The following is an 18252-nucleotide window of genomic DNA, read 5'->3' on the forward strand; positions in this document are numbered from 1 at the left end:
CCCTTCGCATCCCAGAAAGCTCATGATGATTCTCGATAGTTCCGACGGCGGGCCCGCGCCCGGCCGGCCCCGCTTGATCGTCGGCGTCACCGGTGCGAGCGCGCCGCAGCTGGCCGTCCATCTGCTCACCGCCTTGCGCCGATGCGGTGCCGTGGAAACACATCTGGTGCTCTCGCGTGCCGCGCATCGCACCCTCGAACTCGAGACGGGCATGCGCGCCGACGAACTGGGCGCGCTCGCCGACTTCTGCCATCAGCGCGGCGATATCGCGGCCTCCATCGCCTCCGGATCGTTTCTCACCATGGGCATGGTGGTGGTGCCGTGTTCGATGAAGACGCTGGCGGCCATCGCGCACGGCTATTCCGACGATCTGCTGTCGCGGGCGGCCGATGTCTGCCTCAAGGAGCGCCGCCGGCTGGTGCTGGTGACGCGCGAAACCCCGTTGAGTCTGGTGCATCTGCGCAATATGACCGCGGTGACCGAGGCGGGCGCGACCGTCCTGCCGCCGGTGCCCGCCTTCTATCAGCGCCCCGACTCCCTCGAGGACCTGCTCGCCCATCTGAGCGGGAAGATCCTCGACCAGTTCGGCATCGCCCACGAACTGTTCCCCCGCTGGCAGGGCCCCGCACCCGCCCGACCGATCGGAGTCGCCCGATGACCTATCCCAGCCTCTCCCCCGGCCAGGACCCGCACGCCTTCGTCGAGCGCTACCGCCGCGAACACCCCGAGGACGTGCTGGTCGTCGAGGATCCCGTGCCCGCCGATCAGGGCGTCACCGGCCTGATCTACGAGCTGGCCGCGCAGGGCCGCGCCGAGATGCTGTTGTGCCGCAAGGTCGATGGCGTGGACGCGCCGGTGGTGAGCAATATGTTCGCCTCACGCACCCGGATCGCCCGCATGCTCGGCACGACGCCCGAGGACCTGCACCGCCGCTTCGCCGCCCGGGCCGCCGCACCGCTGCCGCCGCGGCGAGTGGACACCGGCCCCGTCCTCGAGCACATTCTCTCCGGGGCCGAGGTCGATCTGGGTGCGCTGCCCATGCTGCGCCACTTCGCCTCCGACCGTGCGCCCTACATCACCAGCGGGATCCTCGTGGCCGCCGATCCGCACACCGGCGTCGGGAACATGAGCTATCACCGCGCCATGGTGCATTCCCCGAACGAGCTGGCCACCAGCCTGCATTCGCGAGGCGATCTCTGGCGCATCCTGGCGCGCTACGCCGAACTGGGACAGCCGATGCCGGTGGCGATGGTCATCGGCGGGCATCCGCTGTTCATGCTCGCCGCCTCGGCACGGGTCGGTTACGAGGTCGACGAGCGGGCGGTGGCGGGCGGGTTGTTCGGGGAGCCGCTCGAGGTGGTGGCCACCCCTGCCTACGGCATCGACGTGCCCGCCTGGGCCGACTTCGTGCTCGAGGGGGTCATCGATCCCGGCGCGCACGCCGAGGAGGGGCCCTTCGGCGAGTTCTCCGGGTATTCCTCGAATCGCTCCACCAACAACGTCTTTCGAGTCGACACGGTGCTGCGCCGCGAGCGGCCCATGCTCTTCGACGTCGAGGGCGGCAATACCGACGAGCACCTGAACCTGGCCCGGGTGCCCCGGGAATCGGAGATGGCCGAGAAGCTCATGGCCCGATTCCCGGATGTCACCGCGGTGCACTATCCGACCTCGGGCACCCACTTCCACTGCTATGTGGCGGTGCGGCAGTCCCGTGCCGGTCAGGCCCGCCAGATCATGCTCGGGCTGCTGGGCTGGGACCCATACCTCAAGACCGTGATCGCAGTCGACAGCGATATCGACATCACCGACGATCGCGCGGTGCTGTGGGCGCTGGCCACCCATTTCCAGCCGCACCGCGACATCCTCACCGTCGACGGGCTGCCGGGTTCACCGTTGGACCCGTCCTCGACCGGCGACGGCACCACCTCGCGCATGGGGCTGGACGCCACCCGCGGGCCCGGATTCGAGGGCCGGCGCATCGAGATCTCCGAGGACGCGCTGCGGCGGGCCCGCACGATCCTCACCACACCCACGAATGGAGCGAATCATGGCTGACAACAACAAGATTCCGGTGACCGTGCTGACCGGATTCCTCGGGTCCGGCAAGACCACGCTGGTCAATCACATCCTGACCGCCAACCACGGGCATCGCATCGCGGTGATCGAGAACGAATTCGGGGAGATCCCCATCGACAACGATCTCGTGCTGAACGCGGACGAGAAGATCATCGAGATGAGCAACGGCTGCTGCCTGTGCTGCACGGCGCGCACCGATCTGATCGAGATCCTGCGCTCGTTACTGGCCCGCAGCGACCGCTTCGACCGCGTTCTCATCGAGACCAGCGGCCTGGCCGACCCGAACCCGGTCGCGCAGACCTTCTTCGTCGACGACGAGATCGCCGCGCATTTCACGCTGGACGCCATCGTGACCCTGGTCGACGCCAAGCACATTCGCGGTCATCTCGCCGAATCCGGTCATGAGGGGCTGGGTTCCGCGGTGGTCGACCAGATCGCCTTCGCCGACCGGATCGTGATCAACAAGGTCGATCTGGTCGATACGGCCGACGTCGAGGCCGTGCGCGGGGAGGTGCGCGCGATCAACGCGACCGCCGACATCATCACCAGCCGCTACGCCGATGTCGAGCTGGCCGATGTGCTGGGCATCGAGGCCTTCGACCTGTCGCGGCCCATGTCGGGCGACCCGCACTGGCTCGAAGACGATGGGCACCAGCATGATCCGAGCCTGACCTCGGTCGGCATCGAACTCGACGGCACCGTCGACCATGCGGCGCTCGAGCGGTGGCTGGCCGCGCACCTGCGCGAGCGCGGCGACGACGTCTACCGGATCAAGGGCTTGTTCGCCGTCGAACAGGATGCGCGCCGCTTCGTGCTGCAGGGCGTGCACAGCGTGTTCGACATCCGGCCCTCGACGCCGTGGCGCGGTGAGAACCGCACCGGCAAGGTCGTTTTCATCGGTCGCGACCTCGACCGCACCGAACTCGCACGGGGACTGCGGTCCTGCCTGGCCCACTGAACCCACTGCTGGAAAGGCCCCGCGCCATGGAATTCCTCAAACCGGCCACCTGGTCCGATGCCCTCGCCGCCAAGGCTGCGCAGCCCGACGCGGTCCCCCTGTGCGGGGGCACCGACGTGATGGTCGACCTCAATTTCGACCGTGCGCGCCCGGCCGCGCTGCTGGATCTCACCCGCCTCGGCGAGCTCGCCGAATGGACGCCCGCCGAGGGGTATCTGCGCGTGGGGGCCGCAGTCACCTACCACCGGATCATCACCGAGCTCGGCGCCCGGCTGCCGGGACTGGCGATGGCCGCGCGCACCGTCGGCTCGCCGCAGATCCGCAACCGGGGCACGGTCGGCGGAAACCTGGGCGCGGCCTCACCCGCCGGTGACGCGCATCCGCCGCTGCTCACCGATGACACACTGGTGGAAGCACATTCGGTGCGCGGGGTGCGCCGCATTCCGATCACCGACTTCTACACCGGGGTCAAACGTAATGCCCTCGCGCCCGACGAACTGATCGCCGCCTTCCTGATGCCCGCCGCCACCGGGCCCCAGCAGTTCGCCAAGATCGGCACCCGCAATGCCATGGTCATCGCGGTCACCACCTTCGCGGTGGCACTGCATCCCGAACGAGGAAGGGTCGGTACCGGATTCGGCTCCGCAGCCCCGACCCCGCGCCGGGCCGAGGCGGCCGAACGGTTCCTCGGCCAGGAACTGTCGGCCACCGGGCGCTGGGAGACCCGCGCCGACCTCGCGCCGGGCACCGCCGCCCGCTTCGGCGAGCTCGTCGCCGCGGCGGCCTCGCCGATCGACGACGTCCGCGGCACCGCCGCCTACCGCCGCCACGCCCTGTCCGTCATCGCCCGGCGAACGCTGGACTGGGCTTGGACCGAGTACCGGCGCTCGGGGACACCGATTACCCGAATGACAAGGAGCGCAAGGTGATTCGGCCGACGAGACCCGATCACGGCACGGCGACCGGGGGCGACGATGCGTGATGTCCTCGATCGGCTGCGGGACTGGAATGCGAGGGGCGTGCGGTACGCCGTGGCCACCGTCGTGGCGGTGAGCGGGAGCGCCCCGCGCGAGCCCGGGACCGCGCTGGTGGTCTCGGCCGAGGGCGAAACGGTCGGCAGCGTCTCGGGCGGGTGCGTGGACGGCGCGGTGTACGACCTGTGCCTCGAGTCGCTGCGCACCGGGCAGGCGATGCGAGAAACCTTCGGCTACAGCGACACTGACGCCTACGCGGTCGGATTGACCTGCGGGGGCTCCATCGACGTGGCGGTCACGCCCGCACCGGTGCCGACGCGGGCGCTGGAAGCGATCGCCAGTGGTGACCGTGTCGCGCTGGCGCACGTACTCGGTTCGGGGGTGTCGACCATAGCGGTCTGGCCCGACCGCCATCTCGGCACCACCGGCACAACCGATCTCGACGCCTCGGTGATCGATCGGGCCCGCGCGCTGCTCGACGCGAACCGGACCGGCTTGCTGTCCCTGCCCGACTGTGCGGGCACCGAGTTGTTCGTCACCGCGTTCGTGCCACCACCACGACTGCTCATCTTCGGGGCGACCGATTTCGCGGTCGCACTGGCGAGTATCGGGAAGCTGCTGGGCTATCACGTGACGGTGTGCGACGCACGGCCCGTATTCACCACGCGCACCAGGTTTTTCGACGCCGACGAGGTGGTCGTCGACTGGCCGCACCGCTACCTGGCCGCAGCGGTCGAGAGCGGACTGGTCGATGACCGGACCGTGGTGTGCGTGCTGACCCACGACGCCAAATTCGACATCCCCCTGCTGAGGCTGGCGCTGCGGCTCCCGGTGGCCTACGTGGGAGCGATGGGCTCGCGCCGCACCCACCACGACCGACTCGAACGCCTGCGCGCAGACGGCATCGAGGACGCCGAGACGGCACGACTGCACTCGCCGATCGGCCTGGACCTGGGCGCGCGCACCCCCGCCGAGACCGCCGTCGCCATCGCCGCCGAATTCACCGCGGCTCGCCGCGGTGGCGCGGCGGCGTCACTGACCCACACCGACGGCGCGATCCACCACGACCTGGTCACGGTTTCCTCGACACCCGCCCGTCGACGGTCTACCCTGCCGGAGCCCGCCGACAATTGGCAGCCATTGCTTCCGCGGCGCCGGTGATGTTTCTGAGCATGCCGCCGAAGATGAGGTGATGGAACGGGGCAATCGTTTTCCAGTAGGCGTGCCCGGTCAGGCCGCGTGGTTCGAAGACGGCACGTTGCCGGTAGAGGGTGCCGCCGTCGGGCTCGGGGATGGCCGACAATTCCAGCCACGCCTCACCGGGCACTCGCATCTCGGCGCGCAGCCGCAGTGTCCGGGGACGGTTGAGATGTTCGACCCGCCACCAGTCCAGTGCTTCGCCGGTGTGCAGGCGGTGCGGGTCGCGTCGGCCGCGGCGCAGACCTGCGCCGCCCGCGAGCTTGTCGACCCATCCGCGGACCGACCAGGCCAGCGGGAACGAGTACCAGCCGTGTTCACCGCCGATGGATTCGATGACCCGCCACACGGTTTCGGGGTCGGCGGTGGTGCGGCGTTCGCGCAGGTCTTGATAGAGGGAGCCGCCGGACCAATCGGGGTCGCTGGGCAACGGATCCGAGGGTGCCCCCGGGGTGCTGGCGTCCGACCAGCGGGTCGAGACGTCGGCACTGCGGATCCGCGACAATGCCAGCCGCACCGCAGGTTCGAACCCGGTCAGCCCCCCGGGAGGGTCGGGTATGTACTCGGCGATGTCGTGCTCGTGGCAAATCACTTCGTGGATCAGCGATTCCACCAACGGCACCGCGATCGCACGCGGAACCGGAGTGACCAGGTTGACCCATTGCGCTGAGAGCCAGGGGGTCAGAATGGGCACCGGAAGGACCGCCCGGCGCGGCAGTCCGGCGAGGGTGACGTACCTGCGCAACATGTCGAGGTAGGTCAAGACATCGGGCCCACCGATGTCGAAGGATCGATTCACCGTCGCGGGCAGGGTGGCGGCGTGGGTGAGGTAGTACAGCACGTCGCGGATGGCGATCGGCTGGATGCGGTTGCGCACCCAACGGGGCGTGATCATCGCGGGCAGTCGTTCGGAGAGGTAGCGCAGCATTTCGAAACTGGCGGAACCGGATCCGATGATCACCGCGGCCCGGAACTCGACGGCGGGGACACCGGAGGCGAGCAGAATCTCCCCGACCTCCGCCCGCGACGACAGGTGCGCCGAGAGCCGCTCCCCCTCGGGCTTGATCCCGCCCAGATACACCATCCTCGTCACACCCGACGCCGACGCGGCCCCGGCTACCGTCCTCGCCGCTCGCCGGTCGATATCGACGAAGTCGCGACGGGTCAACGAATGAACCAGGTAATATAGGACGTCGATGTCGGTGAGCGCGGCCTCGACGGCATCCGGATCGGTGACATCCCCGGCGAGTATGTCGACCTTGTCTCGCCATGGCGTCTCGGCGAGCTTGCCGGGATTGCGTGCCAGGATCCGCACCGAGTGACCTTCGTCGATCAGCGCGGGCACCAACCGACCACCGATGTACCCCGTTGCTCCCAGCACCAGACACCGCATACGCAACACCTGCCCGTCGAGAGGTCGCCCGTGCGCGTGAGGCTACTTCTTGAAGGCGCTCTTGACCTTGTCGACGGCGCCTTCGACGGCGTCCTTGACGTTCTCCACCGCGCCCTTCAGCTCCGACTCGATCTGGTCAGCCTTGCCCTCCGCACGCAGTGACTCGTCACCGGTCAGATTCCCGGCCGCTTCCTTGGCCTTACCGCCGAGCTCCTCGGCCTTATTGCTGATCTTGTCACTCAGAGACATGAAACCCTCCGAATCGATCAATCACGCCCGACGGTCGAGCGCACCAGACCAACCGTACAGTTATCCAACAGCTACTGCCATCGTGCCGGTTTCGGGCGCGACGGCATCGCAGCTGGCATCCACCAGCTTGAAGGCGACTGTCCAAGATGCGGCAGCCGCTGGAACGAATGTGGTTACGAAACACCGCTTGCCGGGATGCGCGCGGCTATCCCGGCCGCGAACAGTCCCGCGATAATGCATCTCATCGGCGACAACGTCATGCCCGCAGAGGTGATGTGCGCGCTCCGGACAGTTCGGGCTCTTCCCCTCGCCGACGCACGGGCCCTGGCGAACGAGCTTGGCAAACGGGGGCTGGAAGGAACCCGGATACGAATGGATGCTCCGATACCCCGTGAGCCACAAGCTGATCGGCAGATGCGGACTTTCCGCCGACCCCGGCTCAGCCGTTGATCTTCAGTGCACCAGCGTTGGCCGGTTCGGTCCGCGCGCCTCGCGGCATAGTGCGTTCGTGGAGTGTGCGTCTGACCTGAAAACTAGGAGGCGCTGGCGATGAGGATGTCCATCCATTGGGTGAGGTCGGCGACGTTTTGACTCTTCGACCAGGGCGTCAGGTGAGGGCGCAGCGGCTGGCCATCGCAGCCCCGCCGAGGTCGATGGAGAACTCGTCACCCAACCGAGGGGTCGTCATGAGATGAACCGATGGATGGCCTCGTTGGCGTGGTCCTGAAACATGGGGTTGGCCAAATCGGGCAAGAAGTCCGCCTGGTTGAACAACGGACCCGTAAGCGTGTTGGCCGCGCTGGCGTAGAACACGCCGCTGGACAGGGTCGGATCGGTGACGCCGTCGACGAGCCGCTTCGCTCCCACGTCGAGTGTGTGGGCGAGACCTAGGGCGGGCATCACGTATTTGGCGGCCAGCCGCATCGGTAGGGGAAGGTCGCTAGCGGCTTGGGTGCCGGTGGTGTTCCCGGGGCTCACGGTGATGAATCGGCGGTCGGGGTGTTGGCGGGCCAGGTAGGCCATCCACAGGGCCCCGATGTATTTGGCTTGGCCGAACGCGAGGTTGAAGTCAGCTTTCCTGTCGGCGAAGTAGCTGCCGTCGATGACGGTGGCGAGTTCATCGGCTGAGGTTGAGACGAAGGATGGCCCTTTCATCCGTAACTTCGGAACTCCGCGGACTGCTTCGCTTCCGGCGAGGACCGCGACCTCGCCGAGCCGCCCCTCGGCCAGGAGCCCTTCGAGGAGAACGACATGGCCGAGGACGTTCGTCGCGAAGCCGGTGGTGACCCCGTCAGCGGTCAATCCCATCGCCCGCGGGCCGATGACACCGGCGTTCATGACCAACGCATCGACGGATCCGTCGATGGCCGCCAGGCTGGCTCGGACCGAATCCAGATCGGCGACATCCATGACAACGATGTCGAAGATGCGTCGGCCGGTAGTGGCTTCGAGGTCGGCCTTTGCCGTTGTCGCCCGATCTGCGTTCCGGCAGGCCAGATAGATGCGCGCCATCTCGGAACGCACTGCCAGTTGCCGGGCCACCTCCTTGCCGATTCCGGCATTGGCGCCCGTGACCAGAGCGGTCTTGCGTTTTGAATCAGTCATTTGTGCGTGTCCCTTCTGGAAATGGGTTGTGCAACCCACTATGGCGATAGCGAACTGGGTTGTGCAACCCAGAATCTGCTAACCTGGGCTCATGCTCGACGAGACGGCCGACCGGCCGAGGCTCACACCCAAAGGCGCGCGTACCAGGGCGCGAATAGTCGAGGCGGCCGCGGTTTTGATCCATGAGCGCGGGGTAGCGGGCACCACCTTGGAAGATGTCAAGGTGGCAGCAGAGGTCAGCGGCTCGCAGCTGTACCACTACTTCGCCGACAAGAACGCACTTGTTCAGGCGGTGATCGACTACCAAGCCGACACCATCGTCGAACGCAACACGCACGTGCTCGGCAGCGCGAACGGCATCGAAGCTTGGCGGAACATGGTGATTGCTGCGGCAAGGCGCACCCAAGCAATAGGCGGCTGCCAGCTAGGTTCGCTCGGTGGTCAACTCGCCGAGAGCGACTCCGAGGCCCGAGCGCTCATCGCGGCAGGGTTCGATCGGTGGGCAGCCGCTATCAGTGATGGACTCAGAACGCTTCATGCCGACGGGAAACTCCCGCCCGACATCGACCCGGACGACCTCGCTACTACGCTGCTCGCGGCGCTGCAAGGAGGGCTTCTACTCGCCCAGGTGCAACGGGATATCCGTCCGTTCGAAACCGCGGTCAATACCGTTCTCGATCTCGTGATCGGCAAATGAACCCAAGCCTGGTTCGTTCACAGCCATCGCCGACGTCGGCGCACGGCACTGGGATGGTGCGCGTGCATGGAGGAAGAGATCGGCGGTGTGGCTGGCGCAATGTCGGCCCCACGGCACGCTGATCAAGACGCTGAAATCGGCAATATATATCCGGCCCGCCGGAAGGGCGTGGGCCCAACCTTCAAGCTGACTGCTAGAGCTAGGCCGAAGGTTAGCGGGCTGCGGCCGGATAGCCCCGCACAACTGGCCGCCAATGCACCAGGAAAACAGCGCTTTCATCGTCACGGGGGTGGTGCATCGTGCAGAACTCGGACCGATCCGGGCGACCTGCACCTCAGTGCCGAATCGAGCGTCTAGGTGCCGCTCTGTCAGCCTGCGATTCATTGCGCGGCGGCGTTCTTGTGCTGCGGCTCTTGTCTTCTCGCGGGCACGCTCGGCCAACTGCTCCTGTGCTCGCGCCGACGTCTGACCGGCTCGTTGAGGGTTCCGGCGCGGTGGTTCCCGGCGAATGGTGTACTGATACCAGAACATTGCATGGCGTCAGGACGTAACTCTCGGCGAACCGGCGATAGGACTCGGTGTCGAAGTTCGTGTCCGTCATCGGTAGAACAAGATCTGAGCGCGCAGAAGGGCATCACCGCACTGCTTGGTGAGCAGGGTCAACGCGGCGGCCATATTCCGTCCACCGAGTCTCCGGCCACCGCGATCCGCGACGGGTCCAGGCCGTGGTCGGCGGGCCAGCGGGCGCTGGCGTAGTTCTGTTCCACGGCTACCGGGTATCGAGCCTCAGATGAGAGGTCGCACTCCGGGAAAACCACCGCTGCAATGGTTTTCACCGTCAGCCCCTGGACCAGGCGGTCATGGGTGTGCGCGTTGCCGAGAACCCAGCCCGCACCGTGAATGTGGAGCAGCAAGGGCGTCAGCCCGAAGGTCCTGACCCAAACACCGCGCTGCCCAGAGGATTTCGGCCTCGTCGACCCGCCGGTTTACCCTACTGTCCGACTTCACGTCGAGTACGCGCTCACCCCGCTCGGCCACAGCGCGGCCGTCCCCTCGACGACCTGCGCGCCCGGGTCGAGAACAACCGCCCGGGTCGAGGACAACATCGACGCTGCCCTCGACCGTCGGCATGAGGCGAGCCGGATCTGGTCGGCCACTCCGGCAGGCCCCACCGGGGTAGGGGTCGCTCAGCGCCCGGCGATGGCGCTGTCGATGAATTCGGCGACGCGCACGGGTTGGCTGATGAAAACGGTGTGGGATCCGTCGATCTCGTCGAGGGTGGATCCCATACGTTTGGCCATGAACCGCTGGGCTTCGGGGTTGATGGCCCGGTCGTGGCGAGCCACCTGATACCAGGAAGGAATCTGCTGCCATCCGGCCGCGGTGGCCTGCTCGGCCAAAGCGGCTGCCGCGAGCGGTCGTTGGGCGGCACCCATCACCTGTGCCAGGTCGACGGGGACGTCGGCGCAGAAGGTTTCGCGGAACCGCTGCCGGTCGATGTAGAGATCGGGCCCACCGGCCGCGCCCGGCGCGTCGTAGGGTGTCGGGCGTGCGGTCTCGGCCAGCAGCGAGGGCGCGAACGGCTGCTGCACATCGAGGCAGCTTTCACCGACCTCGAGGCTGAACGCCGCCAAATACACCAGCGCGGTCACGTTACTCAGCCCGGCAGCGGCCTGACCGATCACCGCACCTCCGTAAGAGTGACCGACCAACACCACCGGTCCCTCGATCGCCGCGACGACCGAGCGCACCGTCCCGGCATCATTGGCCAAGCCCCGCAAGGGATTCGGTGGCGCGATGACCGAATGCCCGGATGAGGTCAGTTCTCGGATGACCCCGGCGAATCCCGAGGCGTCGGCGAAGGCGCCGTGGACGAGCACTACCGTCGGAGCTGTCTGGTCGGACATCGTGTTCTCCTTCACGTTGTGTTGATTCAGCATGCGCGAGCCGGTCTCGCCGCACACGGTTTCAATGCGTCGCGACCGCGGCCTGTTCGATCAGATCGGTCACCGCATCGGGGTTGGTCTGCATGATCAGATGTGGTCCTTCGACCTCGACGGTGTGCGCGCCCGCACGAGTCGCCATGAACCGCTCCAGGTCCGGCGCGATCGCACGATCCTGTTTGGCGACCAGATACCACGACGGCAACGTCTTCCACGCGGGAACGCCCGATACTCCGGTCACCGAGGCGAGGCTGAGCGGACGCTGTTCGACCGCGAGCGCCCGCTGCTGATTCGGCGCGATGGTGTTGTCCAGGAACACATCCGGGTACCGGGCCGGGTCGATGGTGAGCTCGGTGCCGGTGCCGCCGCCCGTGTCGGGGAACGACGACGGCGTAGCGGGCACCGCGGGAATCTGTTTGCCCTGCGGACTGGAGTTCAGACTCGCCAGCGAGTCACCCTGATCGGGCGCGAAGGCCGCGATGTACACCAGCGCCTTGACCTGGCTGTTGCCCGCCACCGCGTTGGTGATGACCGCGCCACCGTAGGAATGCCCCACGAGGATGATCGGCCCGGTGGTCTGACGCAGCACCTCGGAGACATACGCGGCATCGGAATTCAACCCGCGCAAGGGATTCGGCGGAGCCTTGACCGGGAACCCGGCTTTTTGCAGTTCGGCGACCACGGGTGTCCAGCCCGCCGCGTCGGCCCAGGCCCCGTGCACCAGCACGATCGTCGGCTTGTCTCCCTGCCAGTCCGCGACCCGCGACACCTGGGCCGAGGTGGACGTTGTCGCCGAGTCGTGGTGATCGGTTTGCGTGCAAGCGGTAAGGGCCCCGGCCGCGGCGGCCAGGACGGCGGTAGCCACAGCGGCCCGGCGCGCAAGGGTTTTCATAACAGCAATCTCCCCATCGTGTGGATTATCTGGGCGAATTGAAGTGGTGGCTTCGAAGCATGGACGAGCGCGCACCCGTCACTCCGAAATTGCGGGAAAGTCATACCCTTTTGCCTTGCGGTACCGTCGAATCGATGAATCCGCGGCCAGGAGTGCGGGTAATCGAAATGACGCGCTCAACGCACGGCCTGATGCCCGCCGTCGACAGGCAGGACCGCGCCGTGAATGTGGGCCGCCTCGGCGCCGGCGAGGAAGACCACCGCAGCGGCGACCTCGTCGGCCGTGCCGGGCCGGCGGTCGGGCGTCGACGCCGCCAGACTTCGCAATGTTTCGTGATAGGAGGCGTTTTCGTCGGTCATGGTCGGGCCGGGGGCGACGGCGTTGACGCGAATACCGCGCGGCGCCAGTTCGGCCGCCCAGGACGTGGTGAGCGAATGCAAGGCAGCTTTGGTCGCGCCGTAGAGGGCGGACACGGCATTGCCGGCCAGACCGCTGAGCGAACCGGTGTTGACGATCGCACCGCCTCCGGCGGCGATCATGCCGGGGACGATCGCGGCGGTCAGCAGCGCCGGCGCCTTCACATTCACCGCCAAGGCCAGATCAGCGAGCGCCTCGTCGACATCGAGCAGCGACTGGGCGGGGATGAGCACTGCGGCATTGTTGACCAGCAGATCGACCGGGCCATCCAGTGCCGCAGCCGCGGCATGCGCGAGTTCTGTTGCGGTACTGCCCGATTCGGCAAGGTCGGCGCGGACGTAATGCGCTACGCCTCCGGCCGCTCGAATCGTCTCGACCACGGCCTCACCCGCGTCCTTGGCGCGGCCCGATACGACTACCGCCGCGCCCTCACGAGCCAGTGCGATGGCGATCGCGCGTCCGATACCCGAGGTCGACCCGGTGACCAGCGCGCGGCGACCGGTCAAACGTTGTGTTGCGGTGTGATTCATGCGGGGAGCCTTTCCATGGTGGGAGGTAGCGAGCAGTCCGGAGCCCGGCGGGCCCCGGAGACGAGAAGCGCTGTGCCGAGCAGGATTTCGAAGGCCAGGATGGTGTAGACCGCGCCGCGTTCGGGTATCCCGCCGGCCGCGTGATACAGCGGCCTGTCGGCCTGCAACAGCACGAACGACACCAGTCCGAGGGCACCCAGGGCAAGGCTGGTTCGACGCAACCATGGCGACACGTCCCGCCGGGTACCGACGAGGATCGCGACGACGTTGCCGCTGACGATGGCCACCGCCGCGGCGATGCCGTGCACCACGAGAACACCGTTGTGCTGGTTGGCGGCCGATTCGTGGAAGAACCCGACCAGGATCACGCCGAAGCCGTGCGCGAGCACGAACCCGAAGAGCCAGCGTTCACGCCGTTTTCGGGTTGCGAGCAGCAGTGCGGCGGCGATGAACAGCACACCTTGGCCGATGAACGCCGTGTTCATGACCGTGTGCAGGGGTGAATCGATCGCGCGGCCGTCGAAGACATCCCCGGCGACCGGGTTGCCCAGATCGCTGATGAAGTTCACGGCGTAGCTATAGCCCGGGCCGCGCCACGCGCGAGCGGTGACGTACTCCAGGACCAGGTATTGCAGTCCGGCCAGCACCAGCAGCGCGCCCGCGAAACGGCTTCGGCCCGAAAGGTTTTGGACTTTCACGTCCACTAGGCTGGCACCAATTTTTTGGACTTACAAGTCCAGAACGGTAGGGTGGGGCATGCCCACTCGCAAAGGGGAGGCGACCAAGGCCCGCATCGTCGAAGCCGCCGCCGACCTTCTCGTCACCGGCAACGACGTCAATCTCGACGACGTCATGCGCCTGACCAGCACCAGCAAAGGCCAGCTGTTCCACTACTTCCCGGACGGGAAGGATGAATTGCGCCGGGCCGCCGCCGAACGCCACCTGACCCGCCTCGCCGCCGCCGACGCCCCGGCCATTCCGCTCACCACGTGGCAAGGATGGGAAGCCTGGATCGAGCAGATCCTCCAGCTGCACTCCCAGCAAACGATCACCGATGCCTGCGAGATCGCGGCACTCGCGGGCCGCGCGCTCGACACCGACACCTTCACCCGCGATCTGGTCGGCCGCATGTACGAACGCTGGGTCGACCTGCTGCACGAACAACTCTCAGCCATGCAACACAACGGCCTGCTGCGTCCCGACGCCCCGCTGCGCGCCCTGTCCTCCGCGTTCGTCGCCGCCCTGCAAGGCGGCGCGATCATCGACAAGGCCACCGGGTCAGCCGAACACCTCACGAACGCGTTACACCAGTCCCTCGCCCGACTACGCGCCTACGAGGCCTAGCCCGAGTGCCCGCAAGCCGACGTGGACAGCACCGGGCGGCTGATGGGGAAGGAATCTCGAATCATGCTCGCGCGGAAGGCAATTGCCGTGCGGAGATCACCACGCTCATCCAACCCCTCATCGACCGGTTCCCCGCCTTGGGCAACGACACCATCTCGGGCATTGTCAGCGAAGTCCACCGACGCTTCGACGACAGACCGGTTCGTGATTTCGTCCCTCTGCTCGTCGAACGCGAGGCCCTGCGGCGGCTTTCGGCGACCGGCGGAGACGGGCGTTCGTCGCGTCCACGCGGGCCCTAGCCGTCGCGCCCGCAATATTGCACGAAAATCGGCCGGTCATCGCGAAACCTGCGATGACCGGCCGTTTTTCAGTGGTTCTAACCATGATCAACCCGAACCACCCCACGGCGTATGGACCGCAATTGCGGATCAAGCCGGTCGGTACACGCAGCACGCAATCACGGGCTTGACCTGCGGCTTCATCCGGACGCGTCCGACGACGGCATTATCCGTGCGTCGCATTCGGCGCATGCCCATCACCGGTCGGCCCGTCCACCAACCGTCGGTCCACCGCTCGGTAAGAATCACCGTGGAGGATCGGAGGCAACACCATTGGGACCATTCGAAGATGTGTTGCCATAACCGCCTGATTCCGTAGGCATCAGCGGACGCTGGCCGGGCTCGCCCCGGGCGAGCTCCCGGCCGGCGCGTGCGACCGCAAACCAGACGAGCGGACTCGAATCCCTTGCCGCACTGGTCGAGTGGAGGCTGCACCGTTGGCAGACTGAATGGAGGTACTGCTGACAGGGAGAGAGGGCGACGTCGGGGAAACCTTGACAACGCTCTGCCACTTCCAGCCGTCGATGCTCAAGTGGAGGATACGCCAGGAGGTACACGACGAACGCATGAACGCGTGATGCAGCATCATCGGGTGATCCATGGGCGGACCGGCCGCCGTCGACCGAATCCCCGTCGGCGGCAGCGGCGCAGGCAACCGACCAGCGTCGAGAATGACCGGAGATGAGATTGGTTGATGTGGAGATGATTTCACCAACGAGACCGCCTGCGAGACTGCGCTCCTGTGCGAGATGTGCTGCGTATCAAACAATTGCGTGACACAGGAAAGATGACGTAACGTCATGCACACAAGATGGCCAGGTCAGCGGAGATGGTCCGGCAGTCTTGTCATGCAGTACCGCTGCGCCGACGGCGCGGACACAGGTCAGTCGGGGAGGCGGATCGTGGCTTGGGCCCGTAGCATGGCGGCCTTGGCCCGAGCTCGCCGCCGGATGGATGCGTTCGAGCGCTCTCACGCCATAGCAGACCTGGACCGGGCGATCGCGATCGTCGAACACGCGGTGACGCTCGAAACCGGCTCGTTCCTATCAATTCTCGTTCTCTTCCTACTCAGGGTCGGCACCGCTGGCCATTCGGCCACGGGCAACCGCGAATACCTCCGAAAGGTCGAGGTGATCGCGACCAGCGTGCGCAGCCCGTCTCCCCTGACCGTTTCGGCAGAACAATGCCGGGAGTGGTCCGAAATCGAGAGGACCCTCTCGGCCTGGCTGTCCGGTCCCGATCGCAGCATGCGGGATCTCGAGGAAGCGAAAACCCACGCGCTGATGGCGGTGGCCCATTCCATGGCCGCTGGGGATCACGCAGCCATCCGTGCAGCAGCCGATTCCTGGTTGACGGTCACGAGGTCGACGATGCAGCGAACAATGTACGACGTCGACATTCTGGATGCGGTTGACGCGCTGCATGGATTGGTTACCGATCCCCGGTTTCGCGAATTGTGGGAACCGCTCGCCGATCTCAGCCAGGGATGTATCTGGACGGTCATCGGCGCCGCTTATCTACTGCTGGACTGCATGATCTGCGAGCGGTACGGGGTGGATGGTGGTCCACACATGGAAGAAGCCATATCGAGTTGCGAGCGCGGACTGAAGCACTTCGCCCGTGCGGGACAACGCACGGGCGAGGAGGCTCAATGCCATTTCTTCCTTGCACAGGTGTGGCTGATCAAGTACCGCCGGAGCGGGGACAGCCGGTATTACGACTCAGCGTGGTCGTCCTTGGCTGTGGTGAGGGATCTTCCGTTCGACCCGCGATCACGCGTGGAGGCGGACTTCACCGAGTCCGTGCTGCACAGTTTCGGCGCCCTCCGGTGCAAGGATCCGGACGCACGGCAAGAGGACCTGGAGCGGGCAGTGGAGGCCGCCGAACGCGCCTACCGAGGAGAGGGAACCGACCCTGCCCGCCGTTGGATTCAACTCGTCTTCGCCACCGCGCTCTCGAATGCCGACAGCACGGTAGCTGCCTGCCCTTCCGCCCCGAAATCACTGGCACCGAACGAAATCCAGCCCTTCCTCGGATATATCTCGACCATCATCGAGCTACCGACCGATCCGGCCGTATTGGATGCCTCGATCGGGTTGTTCGAGCGCACCGTGAGCGAAACTCCGGAAGGTACCGACGAACGCGCGGTGGCGGAACTGGGGCTTGCACAGGTTTTGAAGTGGCGAAGTGGCGGCAAGTACGGGAGTCGAGTGCCAATCGACCGACGCCTGTGTTTGTGGGAGGGAATACTGGACGACGGCCGAATTGCGCCCGTGCACAGGGTTTCCGCCGGATACGAGGCAGGTTTGGCTTGTGCGTTCGAAGGTGACTGGCATCGCGGACTGGCCGTCATGACGCGAACGATGTCGGCCGCTGCGGATCTGATCGACACGTCGGACTATCTCGGTGGTCGATTGCGAGCCATGTCACCGGTGTCGGGAAACCCGGTCGGCCTGATATGTCTCGCTGCGGAGTGCGCGGTCCGCACCGGCAACGAGGAATTGGCCCTCGATCTGATCGACAGCGGTTTGGGCCTCATACACAAAGATGCGCCGGATGGGCTGCGGGATCCGCGGCAGGTGGTAGCTACCGCAGGAGACCCGGTGGTGGCTGTTTTCGACGGCGTGGTCACGGCATACGCGATTGTCGTGACATCCCACGGCATCACTTCGCTCGAACTCGGCGTGCCGTTGCACGATCGGGCGCATCCGAATGAAGACGATTTGACGGTCATGGCCAGCAGATTCTTCACCGCGACGGTCGTCGTCGACGACGACGAGATGAGCACGATCCTCGAATGGCTGTGGGCGACCCTGGTGCAGCCCGTACTCAACCATCTCCGCGATGCCGGAGTCGATCCGACGCACCTCTACTGGCTGCCGGTCGGCCCGGCGGCTCACCTTCCCCTTCACGCGGCCGGATTCCATCGAGATTCTTCACGCCGCACCCTGCTCGATCAATGCTCCTCCTCGTATATCGCAGGATTGGCGATCCTCGATCGGTCGAGCGGCCGGCGAGGCTCGCGCGGCATGGACGGCATGACCGCACTGACCCTCGTCGGGCCGCATCTGGGCAACGAGGCCACCGGTACGAATCCTGCTGAACTCGAATGCGCGGTGGTCGCCGAGTATCTGACAGCCACAGGATGCCGCGTCGATATGGTGGTCCCCCCGCAGGCAACTGGTGCTCGAGCAACTCACGCGGTCGCATCGGTGAACATCGCCCATGTGATCTGCCACGGATACGCCGATCGCGCCGGCGGGCCCTCCAGCGCGCTCGAACTGTGCGACGGCCCGCTGAACGTCGAGGAGCTGATGCGGCTGCGGCCGAACGACCTTTGGCTGGTTTATCTCTCGGCGTGTTTCACGGCAGTGCCCGCGATCCTGCGGAGCGAGACGCCCGCCCACCCGGCGTTCGCGTTTCACACGCAAGGTGCGGCGAACGTGGTCGCGACATTGTGGGAGATCGACAACGAACATGTCACCGCGACTACGTTCTACGCGGCCCTGACCGACGGATCCGATCCACACGCTGCCTGGCGTCACGCCGTGCTCACCAGACGTGCTCAGTACTCGGACGCCCCCAGCAAGTGGGCAGCCCTGATCCATATCGGATAGCGATCAGCTTGCTTTCAGAAGG

17 protein-coding genes are annotated in these 18252 nt (G+C 66.2%); 9 read left to right on the top strand and 8 right to left on the bottom strand.

The window, feature by feature from the left end; translation table 11 throughout:
• Positions 1-25: 25 nt before the first annotated feature.
• The 5 genes from ACYVN4_RS11285 to ACYVN4_RS11305 are packed head-to-tail and all read left to right on the top strand — an operon-like array spanning position 26 to position 5169.
• On the top strand, positions 26-658 hold the full coding sequence (locus ACYVN4_RS11285) for a UbiX family flavin prenyltransferase (RefSeq protein WP_460720571.1): 633 nt from the start codon (positions 26-28) through the stop codon (positions 656-658).
• Complete coding sequence (locus tag ACYVN4_RS11290) at positions 655-2055, top strand: UbiD family decarboxylase (protein ID WP_460720016.1); 1401 nt, start codon at positions 655-657, stop codon at positions 2053-2055. The genes ACYVN4_RS11285 and ACYVN4_RS11290 overlap by 4 nt, the downstream gene beginning before the upstream one ends.
• On the top strand, positions 2048-3034 hold the full coding sequence (locus ACYVN4_RS11295) for a CobW family GTP-binding protein (RefSeq protein WP_460720018.1): 987 nt from the start codon (positions 2048-2050) through the stop codon (positions 3032-3034). Before ACYVN4_RS11290 ends, ACYVN4_RS11295 begins: the two co-directional genes overlap by 8 nt.
• 26 nt (positions 3035-3060) lie before the next feature.
• Positions 3061-3963: an FAD binding domain-containing protein gene (locus tag ACYVN4_RS11300; RefSeq protein ID WP_460720020.1), complete on the top strand. Its 903-nt coding sequence runs from the start codon at positions 3061-3063 to the stop codon at positions 3961-3963.
• A gap of 45 nt (positions 3964-4008) precedes the next feature.
• The gene (locus tag ACYVN4_RS11305; protein WP_460720022.1) at positions 4009-5169 is read left to right on the top strand and encodes an XdhC family protein; all 1161 of its coding nucleotides are present in this window, start codon (positions 4009-4011) and stop codon (positions 5167-5169) included.
• Here the strand turns inward: ACYVN4_RS11305 and ACYVN4_RS11310 are convergent.
• From ACYVN4_RS11310 to ACYVN4_RS11320, 3 genes are all read right to left on the bottom strand, one after another.
• Entirely contained in the window at positions 5114-6598 is a 1485-nt protein-coding gene (locus tag ACYVN4_RS11310) for an SDR family oxidoreductase (RefSeq protein WP_460720024.1), read from the bottom strand. The genes ACYVN4_RS11305 and ACYVN4_RS11310 overlap by 56 nt on opposite strands.
• A 42-nt stretch (positions 6599-6640) precedes the next feature.
• Positions 6641-6847, bottom strand: a complete 207-nt coding sequence (locus ACYVN4_RS11315; protein WP_460720026.1) for a CsbD family protein — start codon at positions 6845-6847, stop codon at positions 6641-6643.
• Positions 6848-7531: 684 nt separating this feature from the next.
• The gene (locus ACYVN4_RS11320) at positions 7532-8491 is read right to left on the bottom strand and encodes an SDR family NAD(P)-dependent oxidoreductase (RefSeq protein WP_460720028.1); all 960 of its coding nucleotides are present in this window, start codon (positions 8489-8491) and stop codon (positions 7532-7534) included.
• A 52-nt stretch (positions 8492-8543) separates the two neighbouring features.
• Between ACYVN4_RS11320 and ACYVN4_RS11325 the strand changes: the two genes are divergently transcribed.
• The gene (locus ACYVN4_RS11325; RefSeq protein ID WP_460720030.1) at positions 8544-9149 is read left to right on the top strand and encodes a TetR/AcrR family transcriptional regulator; all 606 of its coding nucleotides are present in this window, start codon (positions 8544-8546) and stop codon (positions 9147-9149) included.
• Between the two features lie 659 nt (positions 9150-9808).
• On the opposite strand, the gene ACYVN4_RS11330 is transcribed toward ACYVN4_RS11325, so the two are convergent.
• From ACYVN4_RS11330 to ACYVN4_RS11350, 5 genes are all read right to left on the bottom strand, one after another.
• Positions 9809-10063, bottom strand: a complete 255-nt coding sequence (locus ACYVN4_RS11330; RefSeq protein WP_460720032.1) for an alpha/beta hydrolase fold domain-containing protein — start codon at positions 10061-10063, stop codon at positions 9809-9811.
• Between the two features lie 273 nt (positions 10064-10336).
• Complete coding sequence (locus tag ACYVN4_RS11335; protein ID WP_460720034.1) at positions 10337-11056, bottom strand: alpha/beta fold hydrolase; 720 nt, start codon at positions 11054-11056, stop codon at positions 10337-10339.
• 61 nt (positions 11057-11117) lie between these two features.
• Positions 11118-11984 carry an alpha/beta hydrolase gene (locus ACYVN4_RS11340; protein WP_460720037.1) on the bottom strand — a complete coding sequence of 289 codons (867 nt, stop codon included), beginning with the start codon at positions 11982-11984 and terminating at the stop codon, positions 11118-11120.
• 176 nt (positions 11985-12160) lie between these two features.
• On the bottom strand, positions 12161-12931 hold the full coding sequence (locus ACYVN4_RS11345; RefSeq protein WP_460720039.1) for an SDR family NAD(P)-dependent oxidoreductase: 771 nt from the start codon (positions 12929-12931) through the stop codon (positions 12161-12163).
• Positions 12928-13629, bottom strand: coding sequence for a DUF998 domain-containing protein (locus ACYVN4_RS11350; protein ID WP_460720041.1), 702 nt, complete (start codon positions 13627-13629; stop codon positions 12928-12930). Before ACYVN4_RS11350 ends, ACYVN4_RS11345 begins: the two co-directional genes overlap by 4 nt.
• 58 nt (positions 13630-13687) lie before the next feature.
• Here ACYVN4_RS11350 and ACYVN4_RS11355 point away from each other — a divergent pair, with 58 nt between their 5' ends.
• The 3 genes from ACYVN4_RS11355 to ACYVN4_RS11365 all read left to right on the top strand — a co-directional run bounded on the left by ACYVN4_RS11355 (position 13688) and on the right by ACYVN4_RS11365 (position 18230).
• Positions 13688-14275, top strand: coding sequence for a TetR/AcrR family transcriptional regulator (locus ACYVN4_RS11355; RefSeq protein ID WP_460720043.1), 588 nt, complete (start codon positions 13688-13690; stop codon positions 14273-14275).
• Positions 14276-14280: 5 nt separating this feature from the next.
• A complete protein-coding gene (locus ACYVN4_RS11360; protein WP_460720045.1) occupies positions 14281-14574 on the top strand; it encodes a three-helix bundle dimerization domain-containing protein in 294 nt (97 codons plus the stop codon).
• A 968-nt stretch (positions 14575-15542) separates the two neighbouring features.
• Entirely contained in the window at positions 15543-18230 is a 2688-nt protein-coding gene (locus tag ACYVN4_RS11365; protein ID WP_460720047.1) for a CHAT domain-containing protein, read from the top strand.
• The last annotated feature ends 22 nt before the right edge of the window (positions 18231-18252 follow it).

Source organism: Nocardia heshunensis, assembly GCF_054782115.1.

What these genes read in the sequence shown, in the direction of transcription:
- ACYVN4_RS11285 (WP_460720571.1), top strand. Translation starts at nt 26, where the DNA reads ATGATTCTCGATAGTTCCGACGGCGGGCCCGCGCCCGGCCGGCCCCGC.
- ACYVN4_RS11290 (WP_460720016.1), top strand. Translation starts at nt 655, where the DNA reads ATGACCTATCCCAGCCTCTCCCCCGGCCAGGACCCGCACGCCTTCGTC.
- ACYVN4_RS11295 (WP_460720018.1), top strand. Translation starts at nt 2,048, where the DNA reads ATGGCTGACAACAACAAGATTCCGGTGACCGTGCTGACCGGATTCCTC.
- ACYVN4_RS11300 (WP_460720020.1), top strand. Translation starts at nt 3,061, where the DNA reads ATGGAATTCCTCAAACCGGCCACCTGGTCCGATGCCCTCGCCGCCAAG.
- ACYVN4_RS11305 (WP_460720022.1), top strand. Translation starts at nt 4,009, where the DNA reads ATGCGTGATGTCCTCGATCGGCTGCGGGACTGGAATGCGAGGGGCGTG.
- ACYVN4_RS11310 (WP_460720024.1), bottom strand. Translation starts at nt 6,598, where the DNA reads ATGCGGTGTCTGGTGCTGGGAGCAACGGGGTACATCGGTGGTCGGTTG.
- ACYVN4_RS11315 (WP_460720026.1), bottom strand. Translation starts at nt 6,847, where the DNA reads ATGTCTCTGAGTGACAAGATCAGCAATAAGGCCGAGGAGCTCGGCGGT.
- ACYVN4_RS11325 (WP_460720030.1), top strand. Translation starts at nt 8,544, where the DNA reads ATGCTCGACGAGACGGCCGACCGGCCGAGGCTCACACCCAAAGGCGCG.
- ACYVN4_RS11335 (WP_460720034.1), bottom strand. Translation starts at nt 11,056, where the DNA reads ATGTCCGACCAGACAGCTCCGACGGTAGTGCTCGTCCACGGCGCCTTC.
- ACYVN4_RS11340 (WP_460720037.1), bottom strand. Translation starts at nt 11,984, where the DNA reads ATGAAAACCCTTGCGCGCCGGGCCGCTGTGGCTACCGCCGTCCTGGCC.
- ACYVN4_RS11345 (WP_460720039.1), bottom strand. Translation starts at nt 12,931, where the DNA reads ATGAATCACACCGCAACACAACGTTTGACCGGTCGCCGCGCGCTGGTC.
- ACYVN4_RS11355 (WP_460720043.1), top strand. Translation starts at nt 13,688, where the DNA reads ATGCCCACTCGCAAAGGGGAGGCGACCAAGGCCCGCATCGTCGAAGCC.